General features: G+C 56.4%; 30 protein-coding genes and 1 tRNA gene. 17 read left to right on the top strand and 14 right to left on the bottom strand.

Annotated elements, in window-relative coordinates:
- Positions 1-11: 11 nt before the first annotated feature.
- The gene (locus MCP_RS15920) at positions 12-2,138 is read left to right on the top strand and encodes a hypothetical protein (RefSeq protein ID WP_012899335.1); all 2,127 of its coding nucleotides are present in this window, start codon (positions 12-14) and stop codon (positions 2,136-2,138) included.
- A 284-nt stretch (positions 2,139-2,422) separates the two neighbouring features.
- Here the strand turns inward: MCP_RS15920 and MCP_RS02975 are convergent, their stop codons facing one another.
- Positions 2,423-2,986, bottom strand: a complete 564-nt coding sequence (locus MCP_RS02975; RefSeq protein ID WP_012899336.1) for a ribbon-helix-helix protein, CopG family — start codon at positions 2,984-2,986, stop codon at positions 2,423-2,425.
- 274 nt (positions 2,987-3,260) lie between these two features.
- Here MCP_RS02975 and MCP_RS02980 point away from each other — a divergent pair, with 274 nt between their 5' ends.
- The 7 genes from MCP_RS02980 to MCP_RS03010 all read left to right on the top strand — a co-directional run bounded on the left by MCP_RS02980 (position 3,261) and on the right by MCP_RS03010 (position 9,635).
- Positions 3,261-4,466 carry an ammonium transporter gene (locus MCP_RS02980; protein ID WP_012899337.1) on the top strand — a complete coding sequence of 402 codons (1,206 nt, stop codon included), beginning with the start codon at positions 3,261-3,263 and terminating at the stop codon, positions 4,464-4,466.
- A gap of 24 nt (positions 4,467-4,490) precedes the next feature.
- On the top strand, positions 4,491-4,811 hold the full coding sequence (locus tag MCP_RS02985) for a P-II family nitrogen regulator (protein WP_012899338.1): 321 nt from the start codon (positions 4,491-4,493) through the stop codon (positions 4,809-4,811).
- Between the two features lie 207 nt (positions 4,812-5,018).
- Positions 5,019-6,260: an ammonium transporter gene (locus MCP_RS02990; protein WP_012899339.1), complete on the top strand. Its 1,242-nt coding sequence runs from the start codon at positions 5,019-5,021 to the stop codon at positions 6,258-6,260.
- 10 nt (positions 6,261-6,270) lie between these two features.
- Complete coding sequence (locus tag MCP_RS02995; RefSeq protein WP_012899340.1) at positions 6,271-6,600, top strand: P-II family nitrogen regulator; 330 nt, start codon at positions 6,271-6,273, stop codon at positions 6,598-6,600.
- A 103-nt stretch (positions 6,601-6,703) separates the two neighbouring features.
- The gene (locus tag MCP_RS03000; protein WP_012899341.1) at positions 6,704-7,597 is read left to right on the top strand and encodes a CPBP family glutamic-type intramembrane protease; all 894 of its coding nucleotides are present in this window, start codon (positions 6,704-6,706) and stop codon (positions 7,595-7,597) included.
- Positions 7,598-7,701: 104 nt separating this feature from the next.
- The gene (locus tag MCP_RS03005; protein ID WP_012899342.1) at positions 7,702-8,970 is read left to right on the top strand and encodes a TIGR00300 family protein; all 1,269 of its coding nucleotides are present in this window, start codon (positions 7,702-7,704) and stop codon (positions 8,968-8,970) included.
- A 71-nt stretch (positions 8,971-9,041) separates the two neighbouring features.
- Positions 9,042-9,635: a class I SAM-dependent methyltransferase gene (locus MCP_RS03010; protein WP_128566995.1), complete on the top strand. Its 594-nt coding sequence runs from the start codon at positions 9,042-9,044 to the stop codon at positions 9,633-9,635.
- Between the two features lie 22 nt (positions 9,636-9,657).
- On the opposite strand, the gene MCP_RS03015 is transcribed toward MCP_RS03010, so the two are convergent.
- The 6 genes from MCP_RS03015 to MCP_RS03040 form a co-directional block, all read right to left on the bottom strand.
- On the bottom strand, positions 9,658-10,236 hold the full coding sequence (locus tag MCP_RS03015; protein WP_012899344.1) for a CDP-alcohol phosphatidyltransferase family protein: 579 nt from the start codon (positions 10,234-10,236) through the stop codon (positions 9,658-9,660).
- Between the two features lie 46 nt (positions 10,237-10,282).
- Positions 10,283-10,759 carry a methyltransferase family protein gene (locus MCP_RS03020; RefSeq protein WP_158301436.1) on the bottom strand — a complete coding sequence of 159 codons (477 nt, stop codon included), beginning with the start codon at positions 10,757-10,759 and terminating at the stop codon, positions 10,283-10,285.
- 21 nt (positions 10,760-10,780) lie between these two features.
- Positions 10,781-11,347 (bottom strand): flavodoxin family protein, encoded by a 567-nt coding sequence (locus MCP_RS03025; protein WP_231845143.1) that lies wholly within the window; start codon positions 11,345-11,347, stop codon positions 10,781-10,783.
- A gap of 65 nt (positions 11,348-11,412) precedes the next feature.
- On the bottom strand, positions 11,413-12,078 hold the full coding sequence (locus MCP_RS03030) for a TetR/AcrR family transcriptional regulator (RefSeq protein ID WP_231845144.1): 666 nt from the start codon (positions 12,076-12,078) through the stop codon (positions 11,413-11,415).
- 110 nt (positions 12,079-12,188) lie between these two features.
- The gene (locus MCP_RS03035) at positions 12,189-13,262 is read right to left on the bottom strand and encodes a radical SAM protein (protein WP_128859908.1); all 1,074 of its coding nucleotides are present in this window, start codon (positions 13,260-13,262) and stop codon (positions 12,189-12,191) included.
- A 14-nt stretch (positions 13,263-13,276) separates the two neighbouring features.
- Positions 13,277-13,918, bottom strand: coding sequence for a TetR/AcrR family transcriptional regulator (locus tag MCP_RS03040; RefSeq protein WP_012899349.1), 642 nt, complete (start codon positions 13,916-13,918; stop codon positions 13,277-13,279).
- A gap of 154 nt (positions 13,919-14,072) precedes the next feature.
- Here MCP_RS03040 and MCP_RS03045 point away from each other — a divergent pair, with 154 nt between their 5' ends.
- Positions 14,073-14,261, top strand: coding sequence for a hypothetical protein (locus MCP_RS03045; RefSeq protein ID WP_012899350.1), 189 nt, complete (start codon positions 14,073-14,075; stop codon positions 14,259-14,261).
- A 102-nt stretch (positions 14,262-14,363) separates the two neighbouring features.
- Positions 14,364-15,050 carry a hypothetical protein gene (locus MCP_RS03050; protein ID WP_012899351.1) on the top strand — a complete coding sequence of 229 codons (687 nt, stop codon included), beginning with the start codon at positions 14,364-14,366 and terminating at the stop codon, positions 15,048-15,050.
- 16 nt (positions 15,051-15,066) lie between these two features.
- Here the strand turns inward: MCP_RS03050 and MCP_RS03055 are convergent, their stop codons facing one another.
- A complete protein-coding gene (locus MCP_RS03055; protein WP_012899352.1) occupies positions 15,067-15,858 on the bottom strand; it encodes a flavodoxin family protein in 792 nt (263 codons plus the stop codon).
- 129 nt (positions 15,859-15,987) lie between these two features.
- Here MCP_RS03055 and MCP_RS03060 point away from each other — a divergent pair, with 129 nt between their 5' ends.
- Positions 15,988-16,239 carry a hypothetical protein gene (locus MCP_RS03060; RefSeq protein ID WP_128566998.1) on the top strand — a complete coding sequence of 84 codons (252 nt, stop codon included), beginning with the start codon at positions 15,988-15,990 and terminating at the stop codon, positions 16,237-16,239.
- A gap of 7 nt (positions 16,240-16,246) precedes the next feature.
- Here the strand turns inward: MCP_RS03060 and MCP_RS03065 are convergent, their stop codons facing one another.
- Positions 16,247-17,818 (bottom strand): PAS domain-containing sensor histidine kinase, encoded by a 1,572-nt coding sequence (locus MCP_RS03065; protein ID WP_012899354.1) that lies wholly within the window; start codon positions 17,816-17,818, stop codon positions 16,247-16,249.
- A gap of 158 nt (positions 17,819-17,976) precedes the next feature.
- Between MCP_RS03065 and MCP_RS03070 the strand changes: the two genes are divergently transcribed.
- A complete protein-coding gene (locus MCP_RS03070; RefSeq protein WP_231845145.1) occupies positions 17,977-18,678 on the top strand; it encodes a TIGR00153 family protein in 702 nt (233 codons plus the stop codon).
- A 14-nt stretch (positions 18,679-18,692) separates the two neighbouring features.
- Here the strand turns inward: MCP_RS03070 and MCP_RS15825 are convergent, their stop codons facing one another.
- Together MCP_RS15825 and eif1A are read right to left on the bottom strand one after the other, a co-directional pair.
- Positions 18,693-18,851 carry a hypothetical protein gene (locus MCP_RS15825; RefSeq protein ID WP_173332309.1) on the bottom strand — a complete coding sequence of 53 codons (159 nt, stop codon included), beginning with the start codon at positions 18,849-18,851 and terminating at the stop codon, positions 18,693-18,695.
- Positions 18,852-18,921: 70 nt separating this feature from the next.
- Positions 18,922-19,245: a translation initiation factor eIF-1A gene (gene eif1A, locus MCP_RS03080; protein WP_128567000.1), complete on the bottom strand. Its 324-nt coding sequence runs from the start codon at positions 19,243-19,245 to the stop codon at positions 18,922-18,924.
- A gap of 219 nt (positions 19,246-19,464) precedes the next feature.
- On the opposite strand from eif1A, the gene MCP_RS03085 reads away from it, so the two are divergent.
- Positions 19,465-20,127: a hypothetical protein gene (locus tag MCP_RS03085; RefSeq protein ID WP_012899358.1), complete on the top strand. Its 663-nt coding sequence runs from the start codon at positions 19,465-19,467 to the stop codon at positions 20,125-20,127.
- Here MCP_RS03085 and MCP_RS03090 read toward each other — a convergent pair whose 3' ends face one another.
- Positions 20,128-20,724, bottom strand: coding sequence for a CDP-2,3-bis-(O-geranylgeranyl)-sn-glycerol synthase (locus tag MCP_RS03090; RefSeq protein ID WP_331369595.1), 597 nt, complete (start codon positions 20,722-20,724; stop codon positions 20,128-20,130).
- 59 nt (positions 20,725-20,783) lie between these two features.
- Here MCP_RS03090 and MCP_RS03095 point away from each other — a divergent pair, with 59 nt between their 5' ends.
- The 3 genes from MCP_RS03095 (at position 20,784) to MCP_RS03105 (ending at position 23,032) form a co-directional block, all read left to right on the top strand.
- The gene (locus MCP_RS03095; RefSeq protein WP_128859909.1) at positions 20,784-21,461 is read left to right on the top strand and encodes a hypothetical protein; all 678 of its coding nucleotides are present in this window, start codon (positions 20,784-20,786) and stop codon (positions 21,459-21,461) included.
- Between the two features lie 2 nt (positions 21,462-21,463).
- A complete protein-coding gene (locus MCP_RS03100) occupies positions 21,464-22,018 on the top strand; it encodes a CDP-alcohol phosphatidyltransferase family protein (protein ID WP_012899361.1) in 555 nt (184 codons plus the stop codon).
- Positions 22,019-22,510: 492 nt separating this feature from the next.
- A complete protein-coding gene (locus MCP_RS03105; protein WP_128567001.1) occupies positions 22,511-23,032 on the top strand; it encodes a protease inhibitor I42 family protein in 522 nt (173 codons plus the stop codon).
- Here MCP_RS03105 and MCP_RS03110 read toward each other — a convergent pair.
- Together MCP_RS03110 and MCP_RS03115 are read right to left on the bottom strand one after the other, a co-directional pair.
- Positions 23,029-23,739 (bottom strand): peptidase MA family metallohydrolase, encoded by a 711-nt coding sequence (locus MCP_RS03110; protein ID WP_128567002.1) that lies wholly within the window; start codon positions 23,737-23,739, stop codon positions 23,029-23,031. The two genes, MCP_RS03105 and MCP_RS03110, sit on opposite strands and share 4 nt — an antisense overlap.
- 96 nt (positions 23,740-23,835) lie before the next feature.
- Positions 23,836-23,913 (bottom strand) — tRNA-Pro (locus tag MCP_RS03115).
- 212 nt (positions 23,914-24,125) lie between these two features.
- On the opposite strand from MCP_RS03115, the gene MCP_RS03120 reads away from it, so the two are divergent.
- Positions 24,126-24,686, top strand: a complete 561-nt coding sequence (locus MCP_RS03120; protein ID WP_012899364.1) for an Lrp/AsnC family transcriptional regulator — start codon at positions 24,126-24,128, stop codon at positions 24,684-24,686.
- Positions 24,687-24,755 lie beyond the last annotated feature (69 nt).

A 24,755-nucleotide genomic window follows, 5' to 3' on the forward strand; every position in this document is an offset into this window, starting at 1 on the left:
GGGGATGGTATATGAAAAAATACACGAATGCAAGGCTAGTTTTCACCAGGCTCGCATGCGTTTTTATGGCGATCACTCTCGCCATGCTACTCTGCGCGGCCTGCTCGGCAGCCCAGCAATACTCAAGCCAGGCGCTGCCCGACGACTGGCCCCAGACGATCAGCGTGCCCGGCATGGAAAAGGTGACCGGGCTCGTACAGGGGGAGAACAACCTCAGCTATTCCATTAACATCATATCTGAGGACTCGGGAAAGATCAACTTCCAGGTGAACGCGTTCTGCGTATACAACCCGGCATCGGACTACGCGATGCTGCACATCCTGAACAACCCTCTCCCGGGCGTCGTCGACCAGGACAAGAAGACACTACAGATCGACTTCTCGCCCCTCGACACCGGGCTGAAGTCGGTGAGCATCATAGACAAGAGCGACGTGAGCAAGGTGCTCATGCAGGACAAGAACTCGCTCGTGCTCAACACGGCCATGGCCGTCGATTCGGCGGACGAGTCTCAGGTAAAGTTCTCCATCACGGACATGTCGCTCATGCAGCCCGACGGAGTACTTAACGAGTTCTCGCTGCCCGAGGCCGTGCCGGCCTATTACAGCCCGGAGACGGACCGCTTCTCGACGGTCGCGTTCGACGAGATGGCGAGCGTGATGCAGCAGAATTACGTGCTCATCCAGCAGAACACGTACGTTAACGTGGTCAACATCGTCAACGAGGTCAACGTGATCAACGTCGTGGGCTTCGGAGGCTACGGGGGCTGGGGCTGCGGCTATGGCGGAGGCATACCCTATAGCGGCTGCGGCTATGGCGACTACGGAGGCTATGGTGGCTGTGGCGATTACTACGGTGGATATGGCGGAGGATACGCGCCGTATTGCGACCCGCTGCCGCTGGTAAACCCCGGCCCCGTGCCGCCGTTAGGAATACCTCACGATGTGCCCGTCTACCGTGCCCGGCATTCCGGGCTGGATGACCGCATGCCGATCGCGGAGAGGCGGGACCATGGAGGCCGATACTCCGACGCAGGAGGCAGGTATAGCGATGGCGGCCCCGGCTTTTCGGAAGGCCCAGGAGACCGGATGGCGCCGTACACGGGTCAGAATGTTGTCCCGGGGAACACAATCGCTGCCGACAATCCTGTGGCGCCCATGGGCCAGGGCATATCGACGCCTGCATTTACGCAAAGTCGGCCGGATACCGGTGTAGATCGGACGAGCGTAAGGTCAGTCGGCAGCCCGGCAAGGAGAACGTCGGACTTGTCCAAGCCTGTCGTGGACTCGGTATCCAATCCTACCACAAGAGTCACCAGACCGGCCACGACAGTGACCCAGGACCGTCCGAACCCGAGGAGCGCATCTACTAACCTCAGGTCGGCCAACGCTCCTGCTAAGCAGACATCCGCGAGGTCGACTCCAGCGTTACAGACGACCAACTCCAGGCCAACGACGAAGATCACGGCTCCTGTGGCTTCGACATCGCTCGATCAGACCCGGCCGAACGCCAGGACTGCGCCGACCAGCGTAAAGTCCGCGAGCGCGCCCACAGTTACCAGGACGAACACTCAGCCGTCGAAGCAGACGGTCACGAGGCCGGTCACACAGAGCGTCAGGTCCCCGGCTTCCTCGTCTCAGAAGTCGACATCGGTACAGCATGCTCCGGAGGCGTCCTCGCCAAAGACGACTTCCGTACAGCAGGCTCCGGCCGTGACGAGGACGAGCAGCCAGCCGGCGAAGCAAACAGCCGCCAGGCAGACGCCATCGTATAAGTCGGGCTCGGCACCTCAAACGGTCAAGTCTTCAGCCTCCCCGGCTCATAAAGCCACGTCAGTACAGCGCTCGCCGGCCGTATCCGCGCCAAAGACCACATCGGTAAAGCAGGCGCCCGCCACGACCAGGACGAGCAGCCAGCCGTCGAAGCAGACGGTCACGAGGCCCGCAACACAAACGGTCAAGTCTCCGGCCTCGTCACAGAAGGCCGCATCGGTGCAGCGTGCTCCGCAGGCATCCTCGCCGAAGACCACTTCAGTAAGACAGGCACAGGCGCCGGCCCGTTCATCGAAGAGCTCGGCGCCTTCGGCGCCTTCTCACGCGGTCTCCCGGCCGTCGTCGAGCGGAGGGGGGCGGAAGAAATAGCCCCCTTCCATTTGAGCAAAAATATGAAAATAATTTTGCGCGAAAAGCGGTGCGGGACAGGGAATGTACCTAAAATAAAATATTAAACACCATACGATATAAGCCTTACGAAAATAAGTATAAATAATGCGAAACCAAAAATATTTATTGTCTCAAGGTTTTCGACTCTCGGTTGCGGGCAGCTAAACCTTGAAGCGGTGTGAGGTGGTTGCCGGTGTGGAGAATGTGCAACCACCCCGCCGGATTGTTCTTTGATGCTTTTCCGACTATTAATAATTTGTCGCCTATTGAATTTCCTTCTCGCCGTTCAGCGTAACGCGTAGCTTAGAATAGTCTTCCTTGATGTTGGCATCGAACCCCATTCCGGCGAAAGTCTCTTCCAGGAACTCGCGCACGAAACGCCGCTGGGTGCCCGAGCCGGTCAAAAGCGTATACTCGTTCGGGGCGCTATCGGAGCGGCTGATCTTGAACAGGTTGCACGTCTCCAGCCGCTTCAGGAGCGCCTCCGGGGACGTGACCTTTTTGGCGAGCTGCTCGGCGTGGGACCTGGCGATGTCCCGGTGCGTGTTCCAGAACTCCGACTGATTCGAAGAGCTCTCCACAGTCTTAAGGAATAGCAGCCAGTGGTCGACGTCCAGGATGATATGCTCCCCGTTCCCGAGCATATCCTTATACCCGGAGACGCGCTCGTCGGGCGGGCTATCCAGCGAAGAGCGGTTCTCGTAATAATAGTTAATGGCGCGCCGGATCAGCTCGCTCTGGGAGACGTCTATCTCGCCCCTCAGAGCCTCGAAGTTACGGTAAGACTTCTCGTCGAAAGAGATCGTTACCCGGATGGGAGCGTTCATCAGGAAGCATATTGCCTTGTACAATTATTTATAATTTTCTAGTACTATTCGCTGGCATTGTTTACGCCTGCATGAGCCAAACCAACATTAGCCATTTCATAAAAAATCATACGATTTATGAAAGATTATGATGGTTATGAAATAGTAAGAATTATATACTGGTTATAGGAAAAGGAAATCCTATGGTGATACTTAGTATATAATTAATCGTCGGGCGAGAAGGATACAATAACGCTCAACAGGTGAATTTTGTGATGACCAGACAGGTGATGACATGCCCATAAATGCAGGCGATACCGCATGGATAATAGCCGCAAGTGCGCTCGTCATGCTCATGACCCCCGGCGTAGGGTTCTTTTACGGGGGGCTCGTCCGAAGGAAGAATATCATATCGATGATAGCGCTATCGTTCATCGCGTTCGCGCTCGTCAGCGTCCAGTGGGTGCTGTACGGGTACAGCCTGGCGTTCGGGCCCGACGTGGGCGGCCTCATCGGAGGCCTGAATAACATCTGCCTCCAGGGCATCGGCCTGGAGCCGACAGGCAGCTCTACGATACCGCCGATGCTCTTCATGCTCTTCCAGATGACGTTCGCTACGGTCACGCTCGCGATCCTGACCTCGGTGTTCGCGGAGAGGGTCAAGCTGTCCTCGTTCATCGTCTTCGGCCTCCTCTGGACGACGCTCGTCTACGACCCCATCGCCCACTGGGTGTGGGGCGGCGGCTGGCTGGCGCAGCTTGGGGTCCTTGACTTTGCCGGGGGCATCGTGGTCCACATCAGCGCCGGGTTCTCGGCGCTCGCGATACTCCTCGTCATCGGCAAGCGTATCGGCTTCGGCAGAGACCTCATGGAGCCGAGCAACATCCCCGTGGCCCTGATCGGCATGGCCATGCTCTGGTTCGGCTGGTTCGGGTTCAACGGCGGCAGCGCCCTGGCGGCAAACGGCCTGGCCGTCAACGCCATCGTGGTCACGAACACGGCCGCAGCGGCGGGCGCCCTGGTCTGGATGCTCCTGAGCTGGAAGGATGGGCGGCCGGCATCACTGGGCATTGTGAGCGGAGCCATCTCCGGCCTTGCGGCCATCACTCCCGCCGCGGGCTACGTGGACATCTTCGGAGCGCTTCTCATCGGGATCATTGCGGCCACTGTCTGCTATATTGCGCTCACGTTCCGCATACGGAACGGCTGGGACGAAAGCCTGGACGCCTGGTCAATACACGGCGTGGGCGGCCTTCTCGGCGTCTTCGCGGCCGGCGTTCTGGCGACCACGGCGATCAACGGCTACTCCGGGCTACTCGCGGGCAACGTGCACCAGCTCGCCATCCAGGTGATCGCCATCGTGGCGACGGTCCTGTATTCCCTGATAGTCACATTTATCCTCGCAAAGGGAGTAGATATGATCATGGGCCTGAGGGTCAAAGAGGAAGAGGAATATGTCGGGCTTGACATCTCCCAGCACGGGGAGAGGGCGTACACTTGAAGTGTTTATACATAAGGTGACAATATGAAGATGGTACAGGCGATCATCCGTCCGGAAAAGATGGAGGCGGTGAAAAAGGCCCTGGAGGAGAAGGGCTTCATCGCCATGACGATCATCGAGGTCCGGGGCCGGGGTGAGCAAAAGGGCATCACCCTGGAATTTAGGGGAAAAAAGGTCGATGTCGATACGATCCCGAAGATGAAGCTCGAGATCGTCGTGAAGGACGAGGACGTCGAGATCATCATTGATACCATCCGGGCCAGCGCCCGCACGGGCAAGGTCGGGGACGGCAAGATTTTCGTGCTGCCCGTGGAGAGGATGTGTAAAGTGCGCATCGACGATTAAGGGCCTACAGTTTCCCTTTTCTTTTTTAATTATCATTTCAAGCGCGTTGTGATATTTTATGATTTAATATGATTAGTAAACTATATATACAACAAGTAGGAATTACATATCCTACAGTGATGCCTGGCTAAAAACCCGATGGCCCGTGATATCGTCTCGTGGGAGCCATTTTCCAGGACAGATCGTATTCGCAGGAGATACATAAACATGGTAATCAGTTCAGGAGATACGGCATGGCTTCTGGCCTCGACGGCGCTCGTCATGCTCATGACGCCCGGAGTAGGGTTCTTCTACGGGGGACTTGTGAGGAGAAAGAACCTTGTATCGATGATCACACTATCCTTCGTCGCATTCGCCCTGGTCAGCCTCCAGTGGGTGCTCTTCGGGTATAGCCTTGTTTTCGGCCACGACATCGGCGGCCTCATCGGAGGGCTGGATTTCCTGGGGCTGAGCGGCGTAGGCCAGAGCCCTGCGGTCATCGTGGGCACCGAGCTGACGGTGCCGTCGCTCGCGTACATGATATTCCAGCTCGTGTTCGCCACAGTGACGCTGGCCATTGTGACATCGGTATTCGCCGAGAGAGTAAAGCTCTCGTCCTTTATTATATTCGGCCTGTTGTGGACCACGCTGGTCTATGATCCCCTGGCCCACTGGGTGTGGGGCGGCGGATGGCTGGCGAACCTGGGCAGCCTGATCGGGCTGACGGGCGGCGCCCTGGACTTCGCGGGCGGCACCGTCGTCCACATCAGCGCGGGCTTCTCCGCGCTGGCGATCGCGCTCGTCATACGCAAGCGTATGGGCTTTGGCACCGACATGATGGAGCCGAGCAACATCCCGCTGGCCCTCCTGGGCGCGGCGCTGCTCTGGTTCGGCTGGTTCGGGTTCAACGCCGGCAGCGCCATCGCGGCTAACGGCCTTGCAGCCAACGCGTTCGTCGTGACCAACACGGCCGCGGCCGCGGCAGCTCTGGCCTGGATGCTACTCAGCTGGTGGAACGGCAGGCCTGCATCGCTCGGATTTGCGAGCGGCGCCATCGCGGGCCTCGTCGCGATCACGCCTGCCGCCGGCTACGTAGATCCGCTGGCCGCCATCATTATCGGCATCGTGGCCGGAGCGGTCTGCTACTACGCCATGATCTACCGCATTAAGAAAGGCCTGGACGAGTCCTGCGACTGCTGGTCGGTACACGGCATGGGCGGCGTGGTCGGCGCTCTACTTACGGGCGTATTCGCCACGACGGCGGTCAACAATTACTCGGGCCTGCTCGCAGGCAACGTCGACCAGTTCATCATACAGGTCATCGCCGTCCTGGTGTCGGTCTCGTATGCGTTCATCGTCACGTTCGTCCTAGCCAAGGTGCTGGACTCGACGATCGGCATGACCGTGAAGGAAGAAGAGGAGTACGTGGGGCTCGACATCTCCCAGCACGGGGAGCGGGCGTACCCGTGAGGTGACAATAATGAAGATGGTACAGGCAATTATCCGGCCGGAGAGGCTGGACGCCGTGAAAAAGGCACTTGAGGATCAGGGTTTTATCGCCCTGACCATCATCGAGAGCAAGGGCAGGGGCGAGCAAAAAGGCATCACCCTTGAGTACCGCGGAAAGAAGGTCGAAGTCGACATGCTTCCCAAGATCAAGATCGAGGTCGTCGTCCACGACGAGGACGTCGAGAAGATCATCTCCATCGTCCGGGGCGCCGGCAGGACCGGCAAGTTCGGCGACGGGAAGATCTTCGTCATGCCCGTCGAGATGATGGCCAAAGTCAGGACAGATGAAGTCTGGACATAAGACGGAACGGCCCTGCCACAGGGCTTTTCCTCTTTTTTATATTAATTTTCATGCAGTTACTCGCGAAAAGCTTTTTATCATGTATTAATATCTGGAGGAGCATATGAGCGATATGAAAAAAGGCGCAAGAAAGCCGAAAGACAGCCCGGAGGCGGGCCGGCAGATCAAGCCGGAGCTCGTCACGTCGGCGCTGATCGCGGCCCTTTATGCCCTGTTCCTTATCGAGACGATCTGGGAGGGCAGCCTGGCTGCGCTGGCCTTCTCCGTCCTGTTATTCGCCATCATGGTACTGATGTCCTATTTTGTAGACAGGGGCAAGCTTCATAAAAAAGAGCTGTTCAAGTCGCTCATCTACGTCTTCGCCGGACTCTCGGCCCTGTCAATGATCGTTGAGCTGCTGCGGTACCTGAACGTTCCCGGCATGGCCGGAGTATACTGGGCCGCTGTCCTGGGCATTGCCAGCGCCATCGCGTCCGTTGCGATCATCGCCGGCCTGATCTACCTGGAAAAGGACGAGCTTAAAAGGCTATACGTTGGCCTTGGCGACAAGAAAGCGGCCGGGCTCGGCGTCATCGGGCTTGTGCTGTGCGTAGCGGCCGCCCTCGTGGGCGCATACTTTATGTTCGGCGGCAACGCCATCGGCCAGGAAAAGTTCATTCAGATCGCGGCATCCGCCATCGTGTTCGGCATCCTGGCGGGCATTGTCGAGGAGCTCTGGTTCCGCGGGCTGCTCCTGTCCAGGATATTGCCGCTCCTGGGCGAATCTCAGGGCAACATATATCAGGCCGCGGTCTTCGGCGTTTTCGAGGCGGTCATATTCTACACGATCACCGGCCTCATCGCTTACCTGCCGGTCATCTTCATCATCGGGGCGTTCACGGGCTTCTACTGGGGCAGGGCGACGCTCAAAGCCGGTAGCATGGCCGCCCCCGTCCTGCTGCATGTCGGCCTCTACATTTTGCTGCTACTACCCATTATGACAGGGCTCATGTCCTGAGGCTAGCGGCCGCTTTTCCACTAAATGCCAGCATACAACTATACATAGTATGATGCCAATACTGTATCGGCTACGAACAGCCACGAATTTCATTGGTGAACTATATGGAAGCGATGCGGGAGATAGAGCTCAGAGGACATATCATCGACTCTTTCCTCCTACCCAAAGTCTTCGACAAAGTCATGGACATGAACGGCGAGTTCGAGATCATCGAATTCGAGATAGGCAAGCATAAGACGGATACCAGCTACGCCAGGCTGATGATCCGGGGCAAGGACCAGGAGCACCTGGACGACATTATCGGGGAGCTTCACAGGCTCGGCGCGTACGTGCCCGAGGCCGAGGATGCCGTCGTCGCCGAGGCGCCGAAGGACAAGGTCGTGCCCAAGGGATTTTACTCTACTACCAATCACCCGACCTTCGTTAAAGTGGACGGCGAGTGGCTCCGGGTCAAGAATCAAAAGATGGACTCGCTCATCGTCCTCAGGAACGGCAGCGCGGCCTGCAAGACCATCGGCCACGTCAAGAAGGGCGACCGGGTCGTCATCGGCAATAGCGGCATCCGCGTGGTGCCCCCGGAGAGGCCCCGCGGCCACACGATTTTCGATTTCATGGGGAGCCAGGTCTCGTCCGAGAGGCCGTCCCAGTCGCTCATAAGAGAGATCGCCGAGGAGATCTTCGAGGTCCACGAGAGTGGCGGGAAGATCGTCGTGGTCGGCGGCCCGGCCATCGTACACACGGGCGGCCAGCAGGCCCTCGCCGAATTAGTGAGAAAAGGCTATGTGGATGCGCTGCTCTCGGGCAACGCCCTCGCGGTACACGACGTGGAATACAACTTATATGGTACTTCTCTTGGAATGGACCTGAAGACGGCCGAGCTGGCGCCGGAAGGCCACAAGCACCACCTCTATGCGATCAGCGAGATCACCCGGGCGGGCTCTTTGAAGGAGGCCGTGAAGCAGGGCGTGCTCACGGGCGGCATCATGTACGAGTGCATAGTGAACAATGTCCCGTACGTGCTCGCGGGGTCCATAAGGGACGACGGTCCCCTGCCGGACGTCATCACGGACACCATGAAGGCGCAGGACCTCATGAGGGAACAGGTCAAGAACGCCGACATCGTGCTCATGATGGCCACCATGCTGCACTCCATCGCCACCGGTAACTGCCTCTCATCCAGCGTCCGCACTATCTGCGTGGACATCAACCCGTCTACGGTCACGAAGCTCATGGACCGGGGCACCGCCCAGGCCATCGGCATCGTCACCGACGTGGGCACATTCCTGCCCTGGCTGGCCGAAGAGCTCGATAACCTGGAGAAGAGCCGTAAGAAGCAGATGCCGGCCCTCCGTGTCAAGAGCAAGAAGCGCTGATACGGCTCGTTCCAGCCGCTTTATTTTTAATAACGGTTATTTATCCACCATGCGTATATTCAGCCGGAGGCATCGACGCGGACAGCTGGGAAGATGTGTACGAGGGCAGGCCGCCCTGGGATATCGGGCGCCCCCAGCCGGCTTTTGTAAAGCTCTTCAGGGATGGCGAAATAAAGCGCGGGCGTATCCTGGACGTGGGATGCGGGACCGGCGAGAACGCCCTGTTCCTGGCAGAAGCCGGCTGTGACGTGACCGGCGTGGACATCGCCCACCGAGCTATCGAGCTTGCGAAGGAGAAGGCAGCTAAGCGCAATAAAAGTGTGGACTTTTTCGTCTGCGACGTGCTTACGCTGGGCTCCTGCTTCCGCGAGGGCGAGTTCGATACCGTGATCGACTCGGGCCTGTTCCATACGCTGGCTGACGAGGATCGGCCCGTGTTCCTGAAACAAGTTTTTAGTGTGCTGAAGAGCAATGGCGAATACTTCATGATGTGCTTCTCGGATAAGGAGCCGGGGGAATGGGGTCCGCGCAGGGTGTCGAAGGGAGAGATCATCGGGGCGCTTGAACCCCATTTTAGGATTAATTACATAAAGGATGCTGCCTTCGAGTCTTTAACCCGCAGAGGTGGGTCAAAAGCATACCTGGTATCGGCCAATAAAAAGTAAAAATAGTACCTCATAACGTTACCTATTGCGGGCGTATTACCGCCCTTATCCTCATGCCCGACGCCAGTACCTGCGCGGAAGAAACGACGCATAGTAGGCCTGCCACAAGGAATATAGCTATATTGTACGGGGCCGGTGATAAGAGGCCGGCGACCAGTAATGCGATCCTTTCGGGCCGGCCGAACGTGGCGGCATTGGAGTTGAGGCCCTTTATGTGATTATTTATTCTCGATGCCATCAGGAGCACGGAGCCCGCAATGACGGCAAAGGCCAGGACAGGCGCGCCCCCTATGACCGCGCCGGCAATAAATGCCAGCTCCGAAATCCGGTCGCAGGCGCTGTCAAAATATCTGCCGAATTCGCTGCAAAGGCCGCAGGCCCTCGCGAGCGAGCCGTCTATCGCATCCAGGCAGGCGCCGATCATGAAAAAGAAAATGCCCGCATACAGGTGGCCGGATGCGGCAAGCACCCCCGCGATGAGGGACATGAACAGGCCGCATATAGTGACCATGTTCGGCGTCACCCTCATCGCAAACAGGGTATGGCTAATCGAGCGCAAGGCCTGGTCCTTGAACGGCTTAAACGCGTATAACCAGCTCATGCTCATCCCTTCCGATTGTAGCACAACGGATACAAAATCTCCCGTGTCATAAAAATTTGATCAGTACCTTCTTCCGGTATTCCTCGTATTGCCTGCCGAACTTCTCCCGCAGGGCGTCGTCCTCCTCGCGGATGAACATCCGCTGGGCGACGTACATGACGACCGACGTCAGCAGGACCGGCCACCAGTTGAGCACCAGCGAGATGCCCGGTATGACGAAGACGATCCAGCTACCGTAAATGGGGTTCGGCATGATGGCGAAGGGGCCCCGCGTCTCCAGCTGGCCCCCGAAGTAGGCGAGCAGGAACATCACGGTCGACAGAAGCCAGAACGGCACACCGACCAGGAGGAACAATGCGCCGAGCGCCAGCGTCCATTCCGCAGGCACCAGAGGGTAGTTGAACATCGGCCGGTAGGCATAGCTTATCCACGCCGTAATGGCGAACGTTACGAACAGCGGCAGCATTATCTTAGGGCCTGCGCCTTCGATCCTCATTTTCTTGATCTTCTGAGATCGGAGCATGCTCATACTCATCCTTTCCTTTTACACGACAGCCGATACGAAGTCAGAGCAGTCCCTATTAGCGGCGTCGCCCGAGCGGATCGTCTTCGTGGCGGCCTTCTTATCGAGCACGACGCCGCCCAGGTCGATCGTGACCTGTTCCCCGAACGTAGCGATATCGCCGTCATTGAACTGCGGTGCGCCGGTCGTCCCAAATACTCCCACCGCCATGCCCTTTTGCGGCTTTAGCGCTTTCAGGTATGCATCGACCGAGTTGCTCACCCGACCCCAGTACATCGGCCCGCCCGCGATGACCACGTCATAGCCCGTGGTGTTAGCCGCGGCCGTGCTCTTTATGCCCGCCAGTGTAACGGTATATCCCTTTGACTGCAGGTCACCGGCTATCTCGTTCGCAGCATTCTTCGAGGCGCCCGAGAGGCCCGGGTTATATACGACGAGCGCTTTTCCACTCGATGCCCCGGCCGGGCTCAAGACCTTGCTGCCCGTGTCCGTGTAGCTCATGATGTCTCCGCAGAAGAGCGCCCCCATGGCAATCCCGATCGCCGCGACCAGTAATATGATGCCGACGACGACCAATCCTATGATCATTAATGCATTCATTTGTATTACCTCAGATTACGATTTCAGTTGTGCTATTTTCCATTCCCGGCGCTTTATGGCCGTATCGCGTTCTTGAAGAACTCGTTATGCTCCTCGATACGGGCGCCGTACTCCTCGACGAACGATTTAGACGAGCTGCCGTACCGCAGGAGAAAATGGTCCACGAGCGCCATCATGTAGAACGACATGTATTCATCGGTCAGGACCTTCGGGTCCGCAGGCTTGATGAGCCTATGCTTCATCAGGATGGCGAAGCTCGCCTCGAAGAACTCCGGCCCGGCGCCGAAGAACGTCAGCATGAAATTTTTTACCTGGTCGTTATGGTAAAGCTCGATGAAAGCGATCCTCATGATCTTCTCCATGCGAGGGTCTTCAAGCCAGCTCCCGGATACGCCGATGGCCATGGCCATGAACCCATCCAGCCCCATCGATACGATCTGAGCTTCGGCCTCATCGCTATCCGACCATCTCCCAACCTTGCTTTGATCCCACCTCAGCAGAACATATTCAAAGATCTTCCCGAGTATCTCCTCCTTCCCGGAGTAGTGTTTGTAGATCGAGCTTTCCTTGATGCCGACGGCGGCGGCGATGTCCCGGATGGTGACGTGGTCGTAGCCCCTCGCGGCGAACAGGTCGATCGCCGCGTCCAGGATCTTCTCCTTCGTCTCCTTTTCGCCCGGGACCTTCACGGGCCTGCCGGATTTCCGTTTCACAGCCATGCTTATCTCCAAAAAGCTAACGTTTGTTAGCTTTACAATCCACACTATATGCTCAAAGTATATAAAGCTAACGTTTGTTAGCTTTTTCTTTGAAAAAATATAACGTTCGCTTACTCTGTCAGCGATTTCACCCACTCGGGCTTCTTCCAGAGGGCACAGCCGCCGTTCGATTCCATGAGCTGGTCCCGGTTCGCCCTCAGTGCCCGGAAGAGCTTCGAGTTCAGCGCTTCCTTCAGCGGCATGTCCAGGATCGAGCTGTCCGAGAACGGCGCGAAGGGGCAGGGCTCGAGGTCGCCGGAAGCGCTGACGTGGATGAAGCCCCTGCCGGAGGACAGGCACCCGCCGAACAGCTTTTCGTCGCCCGGGAACCCGATATAGACGCCAGGCTGACTCTTCCTGTATGCGGCCATCTTAGCCAGGATCTCGTCCCTCTGCGCGTCGGTCACGACCCAGTCCTCGGTGCCCTTCTTGACCGGGTTGTACTCCACGTAGATGAACGCCTTGCAGCCGTGCTCCCGCATACGCTTCACGAACGGCTCGCCGGTGACTTCATCATAGTTCATCCGGGTAACGGTGAGCGACGAGCCGAAGAATACGCCGCGCTCGCAGAGCTTCGTCATGTCCCGCATGAGCCGGTCATATGTGCCGGAGCCCCTGCGCAGGTCGGTGATGTTCTCGTGGCCCTCCATGCTAAGGATGGGTATGACGTGCTTCTGCTCCTTGAACTTTTGAATGACCGCGTCGTCGATGAGCGTGCCGTTCGTGAACAGCGTGAAGATCATGTCAGGGAAGTCTTTGGTGACGTTGAAGATCTCGGGCCTGGTCAGCGGCTCGCCGCCTACGACCAGTACGATGGATATGCCAAGCTCGCTGGCCTGCTTCAGGACGTTCCTCAATCCTGCCTCGTCGAGTTCCGGCTTCCTCTCCCGGGGGACGAGCCTGGAATAGCACCCGGCGCAGTGCAGGTTGCACTTGTTCGTGATACTCAATATCATGACGGGCGGCACATGGACCCCATGTTCTTCATTGTACTGCCGGACAGCGGCCGCCTTTTTCTGCGCGAGCGCCGCCCGGACGAAGAACGCCGCCATGGCAGGGTCCTTGAGCGATACGCCCAGCGCATCGGAGAAAATCCCCCGTATCATCTCATTGATCATCCGGTTAAGGTCATTGTTATTTTCCATTTCCATAACCCCTGTTAAGCTTTTATCGAATTAACTAAGAACTTCATGTGCTTGTCGAGCTTCGCCTCGTTAGCCTCGAGGAAAGTGCCGTCGCCGTCAAAGTGAGCGATGAAATAGTCCATGAAGGTGTAAATGTAGAACGACAGGTACTCCCGGGCCAGCACTTCCGGGTCCACGGTCTTGATAAGGCCGTGCTTACGCATGATCCGGAAGTTCGACGCCCAGAAGGCGATGGCATCTCCCGAGAACTGGTCGTAGAACTTTTTGATGCGCTTATCATGGTATAGCTCGATGCAGATGATCCGCCAAACCTTTTCCATATCGGGTGCCGCGATCCACTTATTGAACACGCCGCAGGCCATTTTCATGAAGCCCTCGACGCCCATGGACACGATCATGGTCTCAGCATTCTCGCCTTTCGGCCCCGCGAGCTCCAGCGCCATCGTCGGATAGTTAAAGATCTGCTCTATTAATGCGTCCTTGCTGGCAAAATGGCTGTATAGCGATGCCTTTTTTATGCCTACCGCGTCCGCGATCTCGCGCATAGACACCGCGTCGAACCCCTTCTGTGCGAAGAGATCGAGCGAGGCCTCGAATATGCGCTGCTTCGTGGTCTTATCGTTCGAATCCGTCGCAATATCGTTCCTTATAGCCATTTACGTCATCCTCGAGCTTGCTACCGACCGGTCGGTAGTTTTCCTGGAGCCCCTGTATATGCTTAAAGTATATAAAGCTACCGACCGATAGGTAGTAAATATTAACGCCAGGGAATAGAAGAGAATTTAGCCTTAACGCTCAAAGTATCATATTATGCTGAGCAATGGCGAGATCTACCACATGGCCTTCCGGCTATGGGAGGAAGTAATAAAAAAGCATAAGCAGCTCTCGGTCGTGGAGCTGCGGGACCACCTTAAAGAGCTGAACCGGCAGGACATGCCACAAGAGCAGCTCGAAGAGAAGGCCCGGGAATGGATCAAGGAAAAAACAAATCAGGGTTAAAAACCAGTAAATTTTCGATCCTCCCCGATAATAACCTGCAGGCGCCAAAATATTCACATATATTTTTTATTACGCTGGCACAATTTGTCTCGGGGATAGATTGTGCAAAGACATAAGATAACAATAGCATTGGCTCTCTTACTCGCATCCCTTATGCTCGTGTCCGTCGTCGCCGTGGCGTCGCAGGATGCGGGCCTGAAGGAACTGCGGTGGGGAGGCCGGAAGGCCGGAGGAGGCATCGATATCGTATACCATACCATCCAGGTGACCGGCACGACCGGGGACTCGATGACTTTCAACATCCTGAACACGGCGGTCAAGGGGAAAAGCGGCAACGTGACGACTAAGACTTATACGCCGCCCGTCACCGCCACGTACTACTTCTCGAACGATACGGCCGTGCTGAAAGGAAAGCCGGCGGGCATGATGGAAAGGGCCCGGGAGAGGGGCCGCCAGGGGCCGCCTACGAAGGGCTATAACGACGCGACCATTAACGTTGCAGGCGCATCGGCCGTGATCGCCCTGAAGAACATGACCATCAACCGGGTCGACAGGAACACAACGGAAGTGCAGTTCGGGGCGTTCTCCGTGTATCTGCCCGATGGTACAGTAAAGTCCTATAAGCTGGACACGCCGGTCAAGGACGTAAGGTCCCGTATGGAGATGACGAGGAAAATAACCGGCAACCCGCAGTTCAGGGCAGACCTGCAGGACGCGCTCAAGGGGGGTGCCACGTTCCCGGCAGGCACGGCGCCTGTCCCGTTGAAGACCATTGACTCAAAAATGTGAAGCCCGAGGGCCCATCCTATTTTTTAGCCTCCATCGGCCACTTCACTTCGCCCGGGCCCATGTCCTTCATCATTCCCATCATAAGCCCTACAAGCGTCCTGGCCGCCGCACCCATGGCAGGGCTTATCTTTGTCTCGTAGAAGTAGTCCTTCCCGCTATAGAATTCGAAGTCCGCGGGCAGCCACTCCTTGCACCCGAAGGCCACGTTCCTCTGGATGAGGAAGCGCATGTACTCGTTGAACGTGGGCGACGGCAGGGACGTATCAAGGCATGCCCTGTAAAACTTTTCCGCCGCGAAGCTAATGGCCTTTTCCTTCTTCGCCACGGCGCCGATGGTCTGCGGCCACGGGGGCGTGCCCACGCCCAGCTCGTGCACCACCCGGGCGCCGCCCAGGGCGATCCTCATGGCGGCCAGAGTCTCGTTGAGGCCGGCGCCGCCGGAGTTGGCCACCAGAAGCACCTTCTGGCGGAAAAATCTAAGACGGTGATTGGTATAGGCGAAGCGGTCCATGAAATTCTTCATGTGCGAGCTCACGTTCTGCACGTAGCCGGGAGACGAGAGAATGATGCCGTCGGCCTCGAGCATCTTTTTCTCGATGTCGGCCCTTGCGTCCTTCAGCGGGCACTTATCCTCGCCCCTGGCGACACAATTAAAACAGCCTATGCAGGGCTTAAGGTCTGCCTCTTTAAGGAACAGGTACTCGAACTCGGCGTCGCCCATGGCCTTCATTCTTTCCTCGACCATCTTCACGATCTTATATCCGGCTCCCCTCCCCCGGGGGCTGCCCATTATCGCCAGTATCTTCATGTTTTTTTCTCCTGTCTGTAGGTGCATCCGACACCTACGATACCATGGGCTAATAAGGTTTTGCCCGGGTCGCATTTTACTGCCTTTAACATTATTGCAATGAGAACAAAGTATGAGCGAGGTGAGAGGATGGCGGAAAAAAAGACCGAGAAAAAAGGCGATATGACCGTCGAGGAAGCCGGCCACAAGGGCGGGGAAAAGACGGCCGAGACACACGGAAAGGAATTCTACGAGAAGATCGGCCACAAGGGCGGAGAAGAGACCGCGAAGACCCACGGCCACGAGTTCTACCAGGAGATCGGCCACAAGGGCGGCGAGAAGGGCGGCCAGAAGGTAAAGAGGCTTATCGAGGAGGGCAAGGAAGCCGAAGAGAAGAAGTAACGGCCGGTCAGCCGTTATTATATTCGGGAAGCACGACCACGAAACGGGCGCCTTTAGTGCAGTCGCCGCTCACGCGGTCCTCTACCCAGAACTGCCCGCCATAGTCGTCCACCAGCATTTTTATCAGGCATAGCCCGAAGCCCTTGCCCCGGGCCCGGGTGGTCGCAAGGTTCAGGCGGTCAAAAAGCGTGAGCTTGAGCGAGTCGGGTATGCCGGGGCCGTCGTCCTCCACGGCTACCTTAAAGCATGGCAGGCCGTCATGCTCTATCTTTTCTATGTGGATGTCGACCTTTAGCGGCCCGGTAGAGTGTTTTATGGAGTTGCCGACCAGGTTGAGGAACACGTCCTTGAGCAGCACGTTCGCCTTGACGAGGCATGCCTCCCCGGGCATGCAGGAGATGCTGACGTCCCTGTTAGGGACGAGGCTGAACTGCGCGGCGACCTCCTCCAGAAGGGCGCTCACGTCGATGACCTCGGCCTCGTACAGGCCCATCCTCTCGCGCTGCATCTTGCGCACGTTATCGATAAGCTTCGAGCTGTTCTCAAGCGAGTGGATGGCGTTTTCCAGCAGGTGCCCGTTCTCCGGGCTCAGCTTTCCCTCGAAGTCCAGGATGTTATGGGCAAGCTCGAGATACCCCATGGATATCTGGTTCATGTTGTTGATATCGTGGCCCATGAGGTCAACGTACAGCTCGGCCTCGTTCTTGGCCTTTAACAGCGCTTCCTCGGCCAGCTTACGGTCCGTCACGTCCTGGTTGATGCCGTAGACCCGCTCCGGGAGCCCCGACTTTCCGACGACGATCTTATCCGCCACGGAATTCACATAGCGGATGGTCCCGTCGGGCCATACGATGCGGTAATCCACGCTGCAACGCTTGCGCTCCCGTGCGATGGTCCTGTAAAAGTCGCTGACGATCTGCCGGTCGTCGGCATAGACGCGGGACGTCACCCAGCCCCTTGTCGGCCGTACCGAGCCTGGCTCGTAGCCGAATATGCGGTACGCCTCGTCCGAAAAGTTATACTGGCCCGTGTTCATGTTCAGCGCCCAGTTGCCCACGTGGGCGATCTGCTGGGCCTTGGCGAGAATATACTGGCTCTTCTTCAGGGCCTCTTCGGCACGCTTCAGCTCCGTGATGTCCTGCATGATGAGCAGTACGGCCGGCTTTCCCTGCAGGGTGAAGACGCCCGAGGACACGACCGCCCAGCGCTCCTCGCCGTTCTTCCTGATAAGCTTAAGCTCGCTCCTTGCCGGGACGTCGATGCCTTTTTTCCAGTCCGCCCCTTTCATCCTCACCCTGTCCTGGAATGCCGGGTGTATGGTCTCCCAGAACTTCATGCGGAGCCGCTCTTCGATAGTATAGCCCTCGATATCGGCCATAGCCCTGTTCACGTATATCGTGTCGTCGCCCTGGTAGATGAGTATCCCGGCCCTGGACGAATCGGCCACGGCACGAAAGATCCTGTCGGTCTCCCGCCACGCGTCCGCCGCCGAGGCGCGAAGTGATCTCAGCTCTACCAGTAGTTCTTCTCTTGTCTTGTCCTCGTCCTTATTCCCGCCCGGCGCTGCCCCGCTATGCATAAAAATAACTCGCCCGAAAATGTTCGTTAAAAAACCAAGACCGGTTGAATATAAATATTTTCAGATGGAAGGCAAAGCCGTCTTCAGGCCACTAAAATAGGCTTTAATAGTAAGCCGGCGCACATATTATTTTATCTACATGCCCGTCAAAAATGTAATTGTACGATGATAACATGGCCGACCCCATACGCACCATACTGAACCTGTTCGCCCGCTCGCCCTTCAAGCCCCTCGACGAGCACGCCGAGAAGGTAAAGCTGACCGTCCTCAAGATGGACGAGGCGGTGCGCGCCTACGTGGAAGAGGATAAGGCGAAGGTGGAGGCCCTCTACAGGCAGATCAGCGAGCTGGAGCACGAGGCGGATAAGGTGAAGCACGCCATCCGGGAGCACATGCCCTCGTCCGTGCTCATGCCGGTGGACAGGGCCGACATGCTTTCCTATCTCAAGCAGCAGGACGACGTGGCCAACAGCGCTGAGATGGTCGCCCAGCTTCTGGAGATCAAGATGGTACCTATGCCTCGTGCGGTGAAAGACGTGCTCTTAAAAATGGATGGAGAAGTGCTCGTCACTGTGGAGGAGCACGTGGCGGCGTCCAATAAGATCATCGAGATACTGGACTCGTCATCCGTCTCGAAACACATGGCCGAGGCCCAGGGCCTCATCGACCGGGTGGACAGCCAGAAGCATAACGTCGACGTCACCAGGCTCGAGGCCATGCAAACCGTCTATGCCCACGAGAAAGAGCTCGGGCCCGTCGGGGTCTATCATCTGCTGGCCGTCATCCGCGACCTGGGCTGGGTGGCGGAGCACGCCGAGAGCGCCTCGAACCGATTAAGGCTGATGATCGCGAAAAGATAAAAAAGAGGGCTTCACTATTTGCAGCTCAGCCCGACCGATTCTGCGATGTTCTTTGCAGCGTCGTCTACCGACTGATTGGCGGCCTTCGCCGCTTTCTGGAGCTCGTCCATCGTGATGAGCTCGGACTTGCCATGATTGTCGTTAGGCTGCCCGCATCCGCAACTTATGCACATGTTTTTATCACCGATATAAAGAGCGCGGGGCGTAGGCATAAAGAATCCTGGCAAAAAATGCAGGCCGGCATCAGGCGTTCTTCAGGAACCCTTTCCGCTCGAGCCAGCTTACCTGGGGGCCGGTGTAGCGCCATACAACGTCGCCCTTCTCGTCCTGGATTTCCCAGGGCACGACGATGACCACGTCGCCTTCCCGGACCCAGACGCGCTTCTTCATTTTGCCCCGTATGCGGCACATCCTGGTGACGCCGTCGATGCAGCGCACCACTACGCGGCTGGCGCCGAGCATGCTGATGACAGTGCCCAGCACTTCTCTCTCTTTCTTATTGGGCGTGCGGACCCTGGTTATGGCCTCGCCCTCGCCCGTATGACCCTGATCATTCTGTCTGTTCAGCTTAACACCTTCTTTACCGCAGGACCTTTAAAATGTGACTGCCGGTATCGTAAAGCCGGCCCGGATGATGAGGCGAAGATCGGATGCCCGGTGTCGGGCGAACGAAAAGTATGACTTTACAGATATGTATACAGTCCTGTCAAAATATATTAACTTGCCCTTTATTTGGCCGGCCTTTTCACGCCTTCCGTGGCGCAACTATTTAATATTCTCGCAATCATGTTTCTGGTAATGCGCCTGGACCGGGACCTGTTATCTGCCGAGGCCGAGCGTAAGCTCTTTCATATCGCCTGGGCGATAGACCCGCTTCTTTATTATTTCGGATACCCCCGGGATGGCATGCTTCTCCTCATCGGCTGCCAGCTTCTCATCTGGATCGGCTTCGAGGCCGCCCGCGGGATGGGCTATTCGGCGTTCTCCACTTCCTACATGCGGCCCGAGGAGGCCCGGGGGGCTCCAATGGGCACGCTTTTTCAGGTTGCCTCGCTCTTCCTGGCCGTGCTGCTCTTCGACAAGTCGATCGCGATCATAGCCATGGTGTTCAACTGTGTGGGCGATTCAGCGGTGGGCCTTGCAGGTGCAGTCCTGTACCCTTACATCGGCAGGGAGAAGGCGGCTATTCGTGAGCAGGGGGTCCGAGGGCTGTGGAATATGCTGAAGAGCCATAAAGCGCCTGTCCTGATGGCCGTGATGTTCCTGGCGTGTGTAGTACCCGGCTTTATCCTCTTCCCGCGGGCGTCTCCCCTGCTAATGGGCGTGGGCGCGCTCGGCGCGGTCATTGCCGACGCGTTCGCATGGAAGCTGTTCGGCTACACGCTGAACGATGACCTGACGATCACGCTTGCCGCCGGCAGCGCTATGGCGATAGCAGCTTCTTTTTAGCTACCAGAGCACCTTCTTCTTCCCGAGCGCCACGGCAACCATGTTATGGAAAAGCTGGAGCGGGAAGGTCATCAGAACGATCGTTACGACGACAGGTATCGTATAGTAAGCGAGGGACCACTGGGGCGCAGCGATAAGGCCCAGCACGAGGGCGCCGATGACGAAGTCGAGCTGGTCGGCAACGGGCAGCATGGCCCCGCTCTCCACGCCCAGGCGGCGCTTGAAAAAGCTCTTCACGGCATCGCCCGCTAACGCTCCAAGGGGCAGGGCGATAATGACGGCCGGCGGCATGGCAGGCACTGTGAAATAAGCCATCATATACGGGGCCGCGATAACCTGTACGACGCCCATACCGATGCCCCCGAGCACTCCCAAAAAGAACCCGCGAAACGTCTTATGGTCACCCAGGATACGCTTTCCATCGAAGAACGACCTCTCCCCGTCCAGAGGCCTCCCGCCGCCGAAAAGCGTGGCGCAGTTATTGGCCGTATAGGCGGGAAGCATAAGCCATAATGCTGTGAATATCAAGTCCCACAAGCGAGGATCCCGGCAAAATGAAAGCCCGTATAGTACATCAACATTTGTACTGCTGACCAATCGCATCCTTTTTATGCAGGCAGCGAAAATACACCATTAATCATATGGAGAAGCGGGGTATGAGGTTAAACCACTTACTGACGGCGTTACTCATCGTAGCGGTCGTGGCGGCGCTGAGCGGCTGTATCTGCTGCTTCGGGCAGGACGGCTTTTTCAGCAAGCTCAAGAAGCCAGTGAGCGCGATACAGTTCCCATCGGCGCTCAAGATCGGCCAGAAGACGTACAATAAGGCTTACTCGAACGAATACCTGGACAGGGACTCAGCGAAGTCCGGCCTCAAGGCATTTGCCAGAAAGCTGGGCTACGGCTCGGGCGACATGCAGGGCCTGGTCGATAAGGCCATCGAGCTATCCGGCATCAACCAGTACAAGTCGTTCAAGTATACCGACGGCTCTGCTAAGGGCATCGTCGGGGGCCTCGTGGCGAAGACGGACGCGCCGTCGACGGTCACCGGGGGATATGAGGCCATCAAGCAGAGCGCCACTGCCGGCCAGTCGGCCATCAACGACCCGTCCCAGAACACGGGCGACGTCCGGAATGTCGTGAGCGGCGGTAGCTCCAGCCTCGGCGATGGTGGGGACAGGTACACGATGACCGTGAACGGCGAGACGTGCTACGTCGTGGTCGTCAAGTACAGTAACATGTACATCAGCGCCTACTCCTTCGAGTCGTACGATGCCTGCGATGCCGCCATCGCCATGGCGATCGAGCAGGTGGACATAGCCGCATCATCGTAAGCATGAAGGGCCTTGCGAACCTGGTCACGCTGTCCAGGTTCGTCTTCATTTTTTTAGCCGCCATCTGCATCATCGCCTATTCGCCTGCCCACGACGAGTACCGGTGGGCTACCTTATGCCTTGTAGTGCTGGCCATACTCTCCGACATTGCGGATGGAAAAGTGGCCAGGCTGCTGAACCAGGAGTCCAGCCTTGGGGCAGCAATGGATGCCGTCGCGGATGCGCTGGGCTTCACTCTGGGCTTCATATTCTTATCGTTCTTCGATCTGGGCATGAAATTCCCTTTATGGTTCGTCGTCATCGTTGTGGGCCGAGAGGTCGCTGTCTACGGGCTCTACCTGGCGGTCATGCTGAAAAAGGGCCGGGTCGACAGGAAGCCGTCCCGCCTTGCGAAGTGGAACACGACGCTGCTGGCCGTTTGCGTGGTGCTGCTCCTGCTGAGGTTCGAATACGCCTGGCCTCTCTGGCTCCTCGCATCGCTCACGACAATCGTGACTGGCACCGAGAACATCGCCTATTCGTGGGATGCGCTAAGGGCCGCCAGTCGTAAATCGTAATATTTTGCTCACGCATGAAAAAATGCGTAAGCGCTTAGTCAGTCATAGAAAAAAATCATAAAAAGCTAAAAAAAATCCATATATATTGAGAATAATAATTTCTTTGTTCTTAAAGTCAGGAAAATATTATCGAGGGAAAACCAGTTTTTAGCGCTTATAGGCATTATGGATGAAAAAGTTTATAAGCCGCTTAGTCATTTTATGAATTGGAAGCAATTGCTTATAACTATAATGGCCGGTCGAGCCGTTCATCCTGGGGGCAATGTGGATCACGAGCTCCCGGCCATGCTATTATTTAGCAACCAATAATTATCATAATCTTTATTTAACTTTTTGGTCAAAAATCCAAATTTAACTACGGTTCAGACCGTACCTAACGTAGCCATAAAAAACGTAATTTTTAATAAATAAGCATAATATGCCATAAAAAACGTCTGATTTTTAATTATATGTTAAATTAAATATTATTATTTGTATGAACGGTATTTAACTATGAGGAGGTTAATGGAGGTATTACTCGTCTTACCGCTCATCATGCTCGTGTCCCTCATGCTGGCGATGGCGCCCGCGCTGGCCATGGGCACGTATACGGGCAGCGATAACGGCAAGGCGATCGCGGTGAAAAGCGGAGAGACTTTCACGGTAAAGCTCGACGAGAACCCGACCACGGGCTACTCGTGGAACATGACGGTGGGCGACGGCCTGAAGATTATCAATGACCGGTATGTGGCCAACAATACCGGGCTCGTAGGCAGCGGAGGCTACCATATATGGACCATCCAGGCCACGAAGCCGGGCACCTACAAGGTGGCCGGGGTCTATAAGCGCCCGTGGGAGCCACTGACGGGCGGGGAGCAGAAATATTCGCTGTCCGTTAGCGTCACGGCAGCCGGTGCCGGCCCTACAGTGCCGATAAACATGAAGTTCCAGGTACCATCGATGGCCGACCTTACGCCGAAGTTCTCGTTCAACTTCTCGAGCATGATGAGCCATTTCCCAAAGCTTATCGGTTAAGCGGCTGCGTGCCCTGTGGAAATAACATAAGCTTTCCAGTCGTCGTAGACTGAGGCGAAGCTTTCGTCGGCGCATTGCCGGAAGGCGGCATCGAAGCATTCCTCGGGGCATCCCAGCAATTTTTTTATCATATCGAACCCGTAGCGCCCTTCCATGTATTTTACCAGGCTGTAGGACTGCATGTACCCGTTCTTCGATACGGCACAGTCCTCGCTTTTTATGGCATCGAAGATCTCGCCGGTATCCAGGAAGCCATGCTCAAGGATATACCTGGATGCTTCGGCATCGTCCATAGGCTCGCCGGAGGCGAGCGTACAGATGCCCTCCTCCATCCAGTGGAACTCTGCAGGGTCTTTTTTAAATAATAGCTCGTTGACCGCAAGGTGTGTGAGCTCATGTGCGCCCAGGAAACGTAAAGACGACCGGCGCTGCAGAGAACTATTCCTGAGAATAATGACGCTGAACTCCTTATTCCACCCGGAGAACGAGTCCACCTGTTTACCGACCCTGTCCATGGCCCCGTCGCTTATGATGACCGTTTCGACATGGTCCGGGCAGGTGCCGAACAGGCCGTTCACCTGTTCGTAGGCCGTTTCAAGCACACTTAGAAGCCCTGTATCGCCCGTATCCCGGCAGCCATCGAACGTGACGCCGAAGTGCCCGGTATCAGCGCAGGCCGTTCCTGCCAGCAATAGGAGTAATGCCATTGTACATGATACGGCCATCCATCCCATGAACAGCTATAAGGCCCGTATCGATTTATCCTGTCTTACAAAAAAGAGCGGCAAAAGCAAATAGAAAAATGGTGGGGCCAGCCGAATTTGAACCGGCGTCTCAAGACCCCCAGTCTTGAAGGATGGACCAGGCTACCCTATGGCCCCACAAAAATCCGACGTAGCCTTAAAGTGTTTTTATACATATATATGGTTTTTGATTCAAATCGACATTATGCTTATTATACATAGCATCCAATTAATTAATAGGTAAAAAATCAGGATATTTATAATATCATCGTATTGTCCCGTTAAAAAAATAAGCCGCATCATATAAGTACCTTTAAAATAAATGATTTACTCGATACAGGGAGATGCACATGGTCGATCTGGACGAAAAAGATAGAAAGATACTCTCGCTTTTCGAGTCTAACCCGGATGTCTCGCAGGTCGAGATCGCGGAGCAGGTCGGCCTCTCTCAGCCCACCGTGGGCGCCCGCATCGGCAAGCTGAAGCAGACTGGCGTCATTTCCACGATCGCCGGCATGAACCTGCTAAAGGTCGGCCTCCGGATGGCGAAAGTGGACGTCACGACCAAGGACTCCATCAAGGTCATCAACCAGTTCAAAAATTGTCCCTACTTTTTAAACGGCCTCGTGGTGTCCGGTAAAGAGAATTTATGCATGTACTTCGTCGCCGAGGACATTTCGTCCGTGGAGGCGATCATCGATAAGCACATCCGCAGCGACCCGGCGGTCATGGACGTTGACCTGGGCATCGTCATCACCAGCGTGAACGATCTTATCCAGCCCGTGAAGCTTAACGTGGAGAAGAGCGACCTGACGCCCTGCGGGCACGACTGTACTGCGTGCGAGTACTATACGAATAACCGGTGTCTTGGGTGTGCGGCTTCTAAGGCTTATAAAGGTAACTTCTGGTAATCGTTATAGGCAAAAAACAAAATTCTCGTATTCTGTGAAGTTGATTTGTTTGGTCGGTATCTCGAACCT

Origin of the sequence: Methanocella paludicola SANAE, assembly GCF_000011005.1 — an archaeon.
Classification (GTDB): Archaea; Halobacteriota; Methanocellia; order Methanocellales; family Methanocellaceae; genus Methanocella; species Methanocella paludicola.

Bases quoted from the DNA above. Each gene is read 5' to 3' on its own strand.
- MCP_RS03100 (WP_012899361.1), top strand. From the start codon at position 21,464: ATGAAGGGCCTTGCGAACCTGGTCACGCTGTCCAGGTTCGTCTTCATT.
- MCP_RS03060 (WP_128566998.1), top strand. From the start codon at position 15,988: ATGGCGGAAAAAAAGACCGAGAAAAAAGGCGATATGACCGTCGAGGAA.
- MCP_RS03020 (WP_158301436.1), bottom strand. From the start codon at position 10,759: ATGCTCCGATCTCAGAAGATCAAGAAAATGAGGATCGAAGGCGCAGGC.
- MCP_RS03035 (WP_128859908.1), bottom strand. From the start codon at position 13,262: ATGGAAAATAACAATGACCTTAACCGGATGATCAATGAGATGATACGG.
- MCP_RS02995 (WP_012899340.1), top strand. From the start codon at position 6,271: ATGAAGATGGTACAGGCAATTATCCGGCCGGAGAGGCTGGACGCCGTG.
- MCP_RS15920 (WP_012899335.1), top strand. From the start codon at position 12: ATGAAAAAATACACGAATGCAAGGCTAGTTTTCACCAGGCTCGCATGC.
- MCP_RS03000 (WP_012899341.1), top strand. From the start codon at position 6,704: ATGAGCGATATGAAAAAAGGCGCAAGAAAGCCGAAAGACAGCCCGGAG.
- MCP_RS02975 (WP_012899336.1), bottom strand. From the start codon at position 2,986: ATGAACGCTCCCATCCGGGTAACGATCTCTTTCGACGAGAAGTCTTAC.
- MCP_RS03030 (WP_231845144.1), bottom strand. From the start codon at position 12,078: ATGGCTGTGAAACGGAAATCCGGCAGGCCCGTGAAGGTCCCGGGCGAA.
- MCP_RS02990 (WP_012899339.1), top strand. From the start codon at position 5,019: ATGGTAATCAGTTCAGGAGATACGGCATGGCTTCTGGCCTCGACGGCG.
- MCP_RS03015 (WP_012899344.1), bottom strand. From the start codon at position 10,236: ATGAGCTGGTTATACGCGTTTAAGCCGTTCAAGGACCAGGCCTTGCGC.
- MCP_RS03105 (WP_128567001.1), top strand. From the start codon at position 22,511: ATGAGGAGGTTAATGGAGGTATTACTCGTCTTACCGCTCATCATGCTC.
- MCP_RS03110 (WP_128567002.1), bottom strand. From the start codon at position 23,739: ATGGCATTACTCCTATTGCTGGCAGGAACGGCCTGCGCTGATACCGGG.
- MCP_RS03045 (WP_012899350.1), top strand. From the start codon at position 14,073: ATGCTGAGCAATGGCGAGATCTACCACATGGCCTTCCGGCTATGGGAG.
- MCP_RS03095 (WP_128859909.1), top strand. From the start codon at position 20,784: ATGAGGTTAAACCACTTACTGACGGCGTTACTCATCGTAGCGGTCGTG.
- MCP_RS03120 (WP_012899364.1), top strand. From the start codon at position 24,126: ATGGTCGATCTGGACGAAAAAGATAGAAAGATACTCTCGCTTTTCGAG.
- MCP_RS02985 (WP_012899338.1), top strand. From the start codon at position 4,491: ATGAAGATGGTACAGGCGATCATCCGTCCGGAAAAGATGGAGGCGGTG.
- MCP_RS03005 (WP_012899342.1), top strand. From the start codon at position 7,702: ATGGAAGCGATGCGGGAGATAGAGCTCAGAGGACATATCATCGACTCT.
- MCP_RS03025 (WP_231845143.1), bottom strand. From the start codon at position 11,347: ATGATCATAGGATTGGTCGTCGTCGGCATCATATTACTGGTCGCGGCG.
- MCP_RS03040 (WP_012899349.1), bottom strand. From the start codon at position 13,918: ATGGCTATAAGGAACGATATTGCGACGGATTCGAACGATAAGACCACG.
- MCP_RS15825 (WP_173332309.1), bottom strand. From the start codon at position 18,851: ATGTGCATAAGTTGCGGATGCGGGCAGCCTAACGACAATCATGGCAAG.
- MCP_RS03085 (WP_012899358.1), top strand. From the start codon at position 19,465: ATGTTTCTGGTAATGCGCCTGGACCGGGACCTGTTATCTGCCGAGGCC.
- MCP_RS03055 (WP_012899352.1), bottom strand. From the start codon at position 15,858: ATGAAGATACTGGCGATAATGGGCAGCCCCCGGGGGAGGGGAGCCGGA.
- MCP_RS03065 (WP_012899354.1), bottom strand. From the start codon at position 17,818: ATGCATAGCGGGGCAGCGCCGGGCGGGAATAAGGACGAGGACAAGACA.
- MCP_RS02980 (WP_012899337.1), top strand. From the start codon at position 3,261: ATGCCCATAAATGCAGGCGATACCGCATGGATAATAGCCGCAAGTGCG.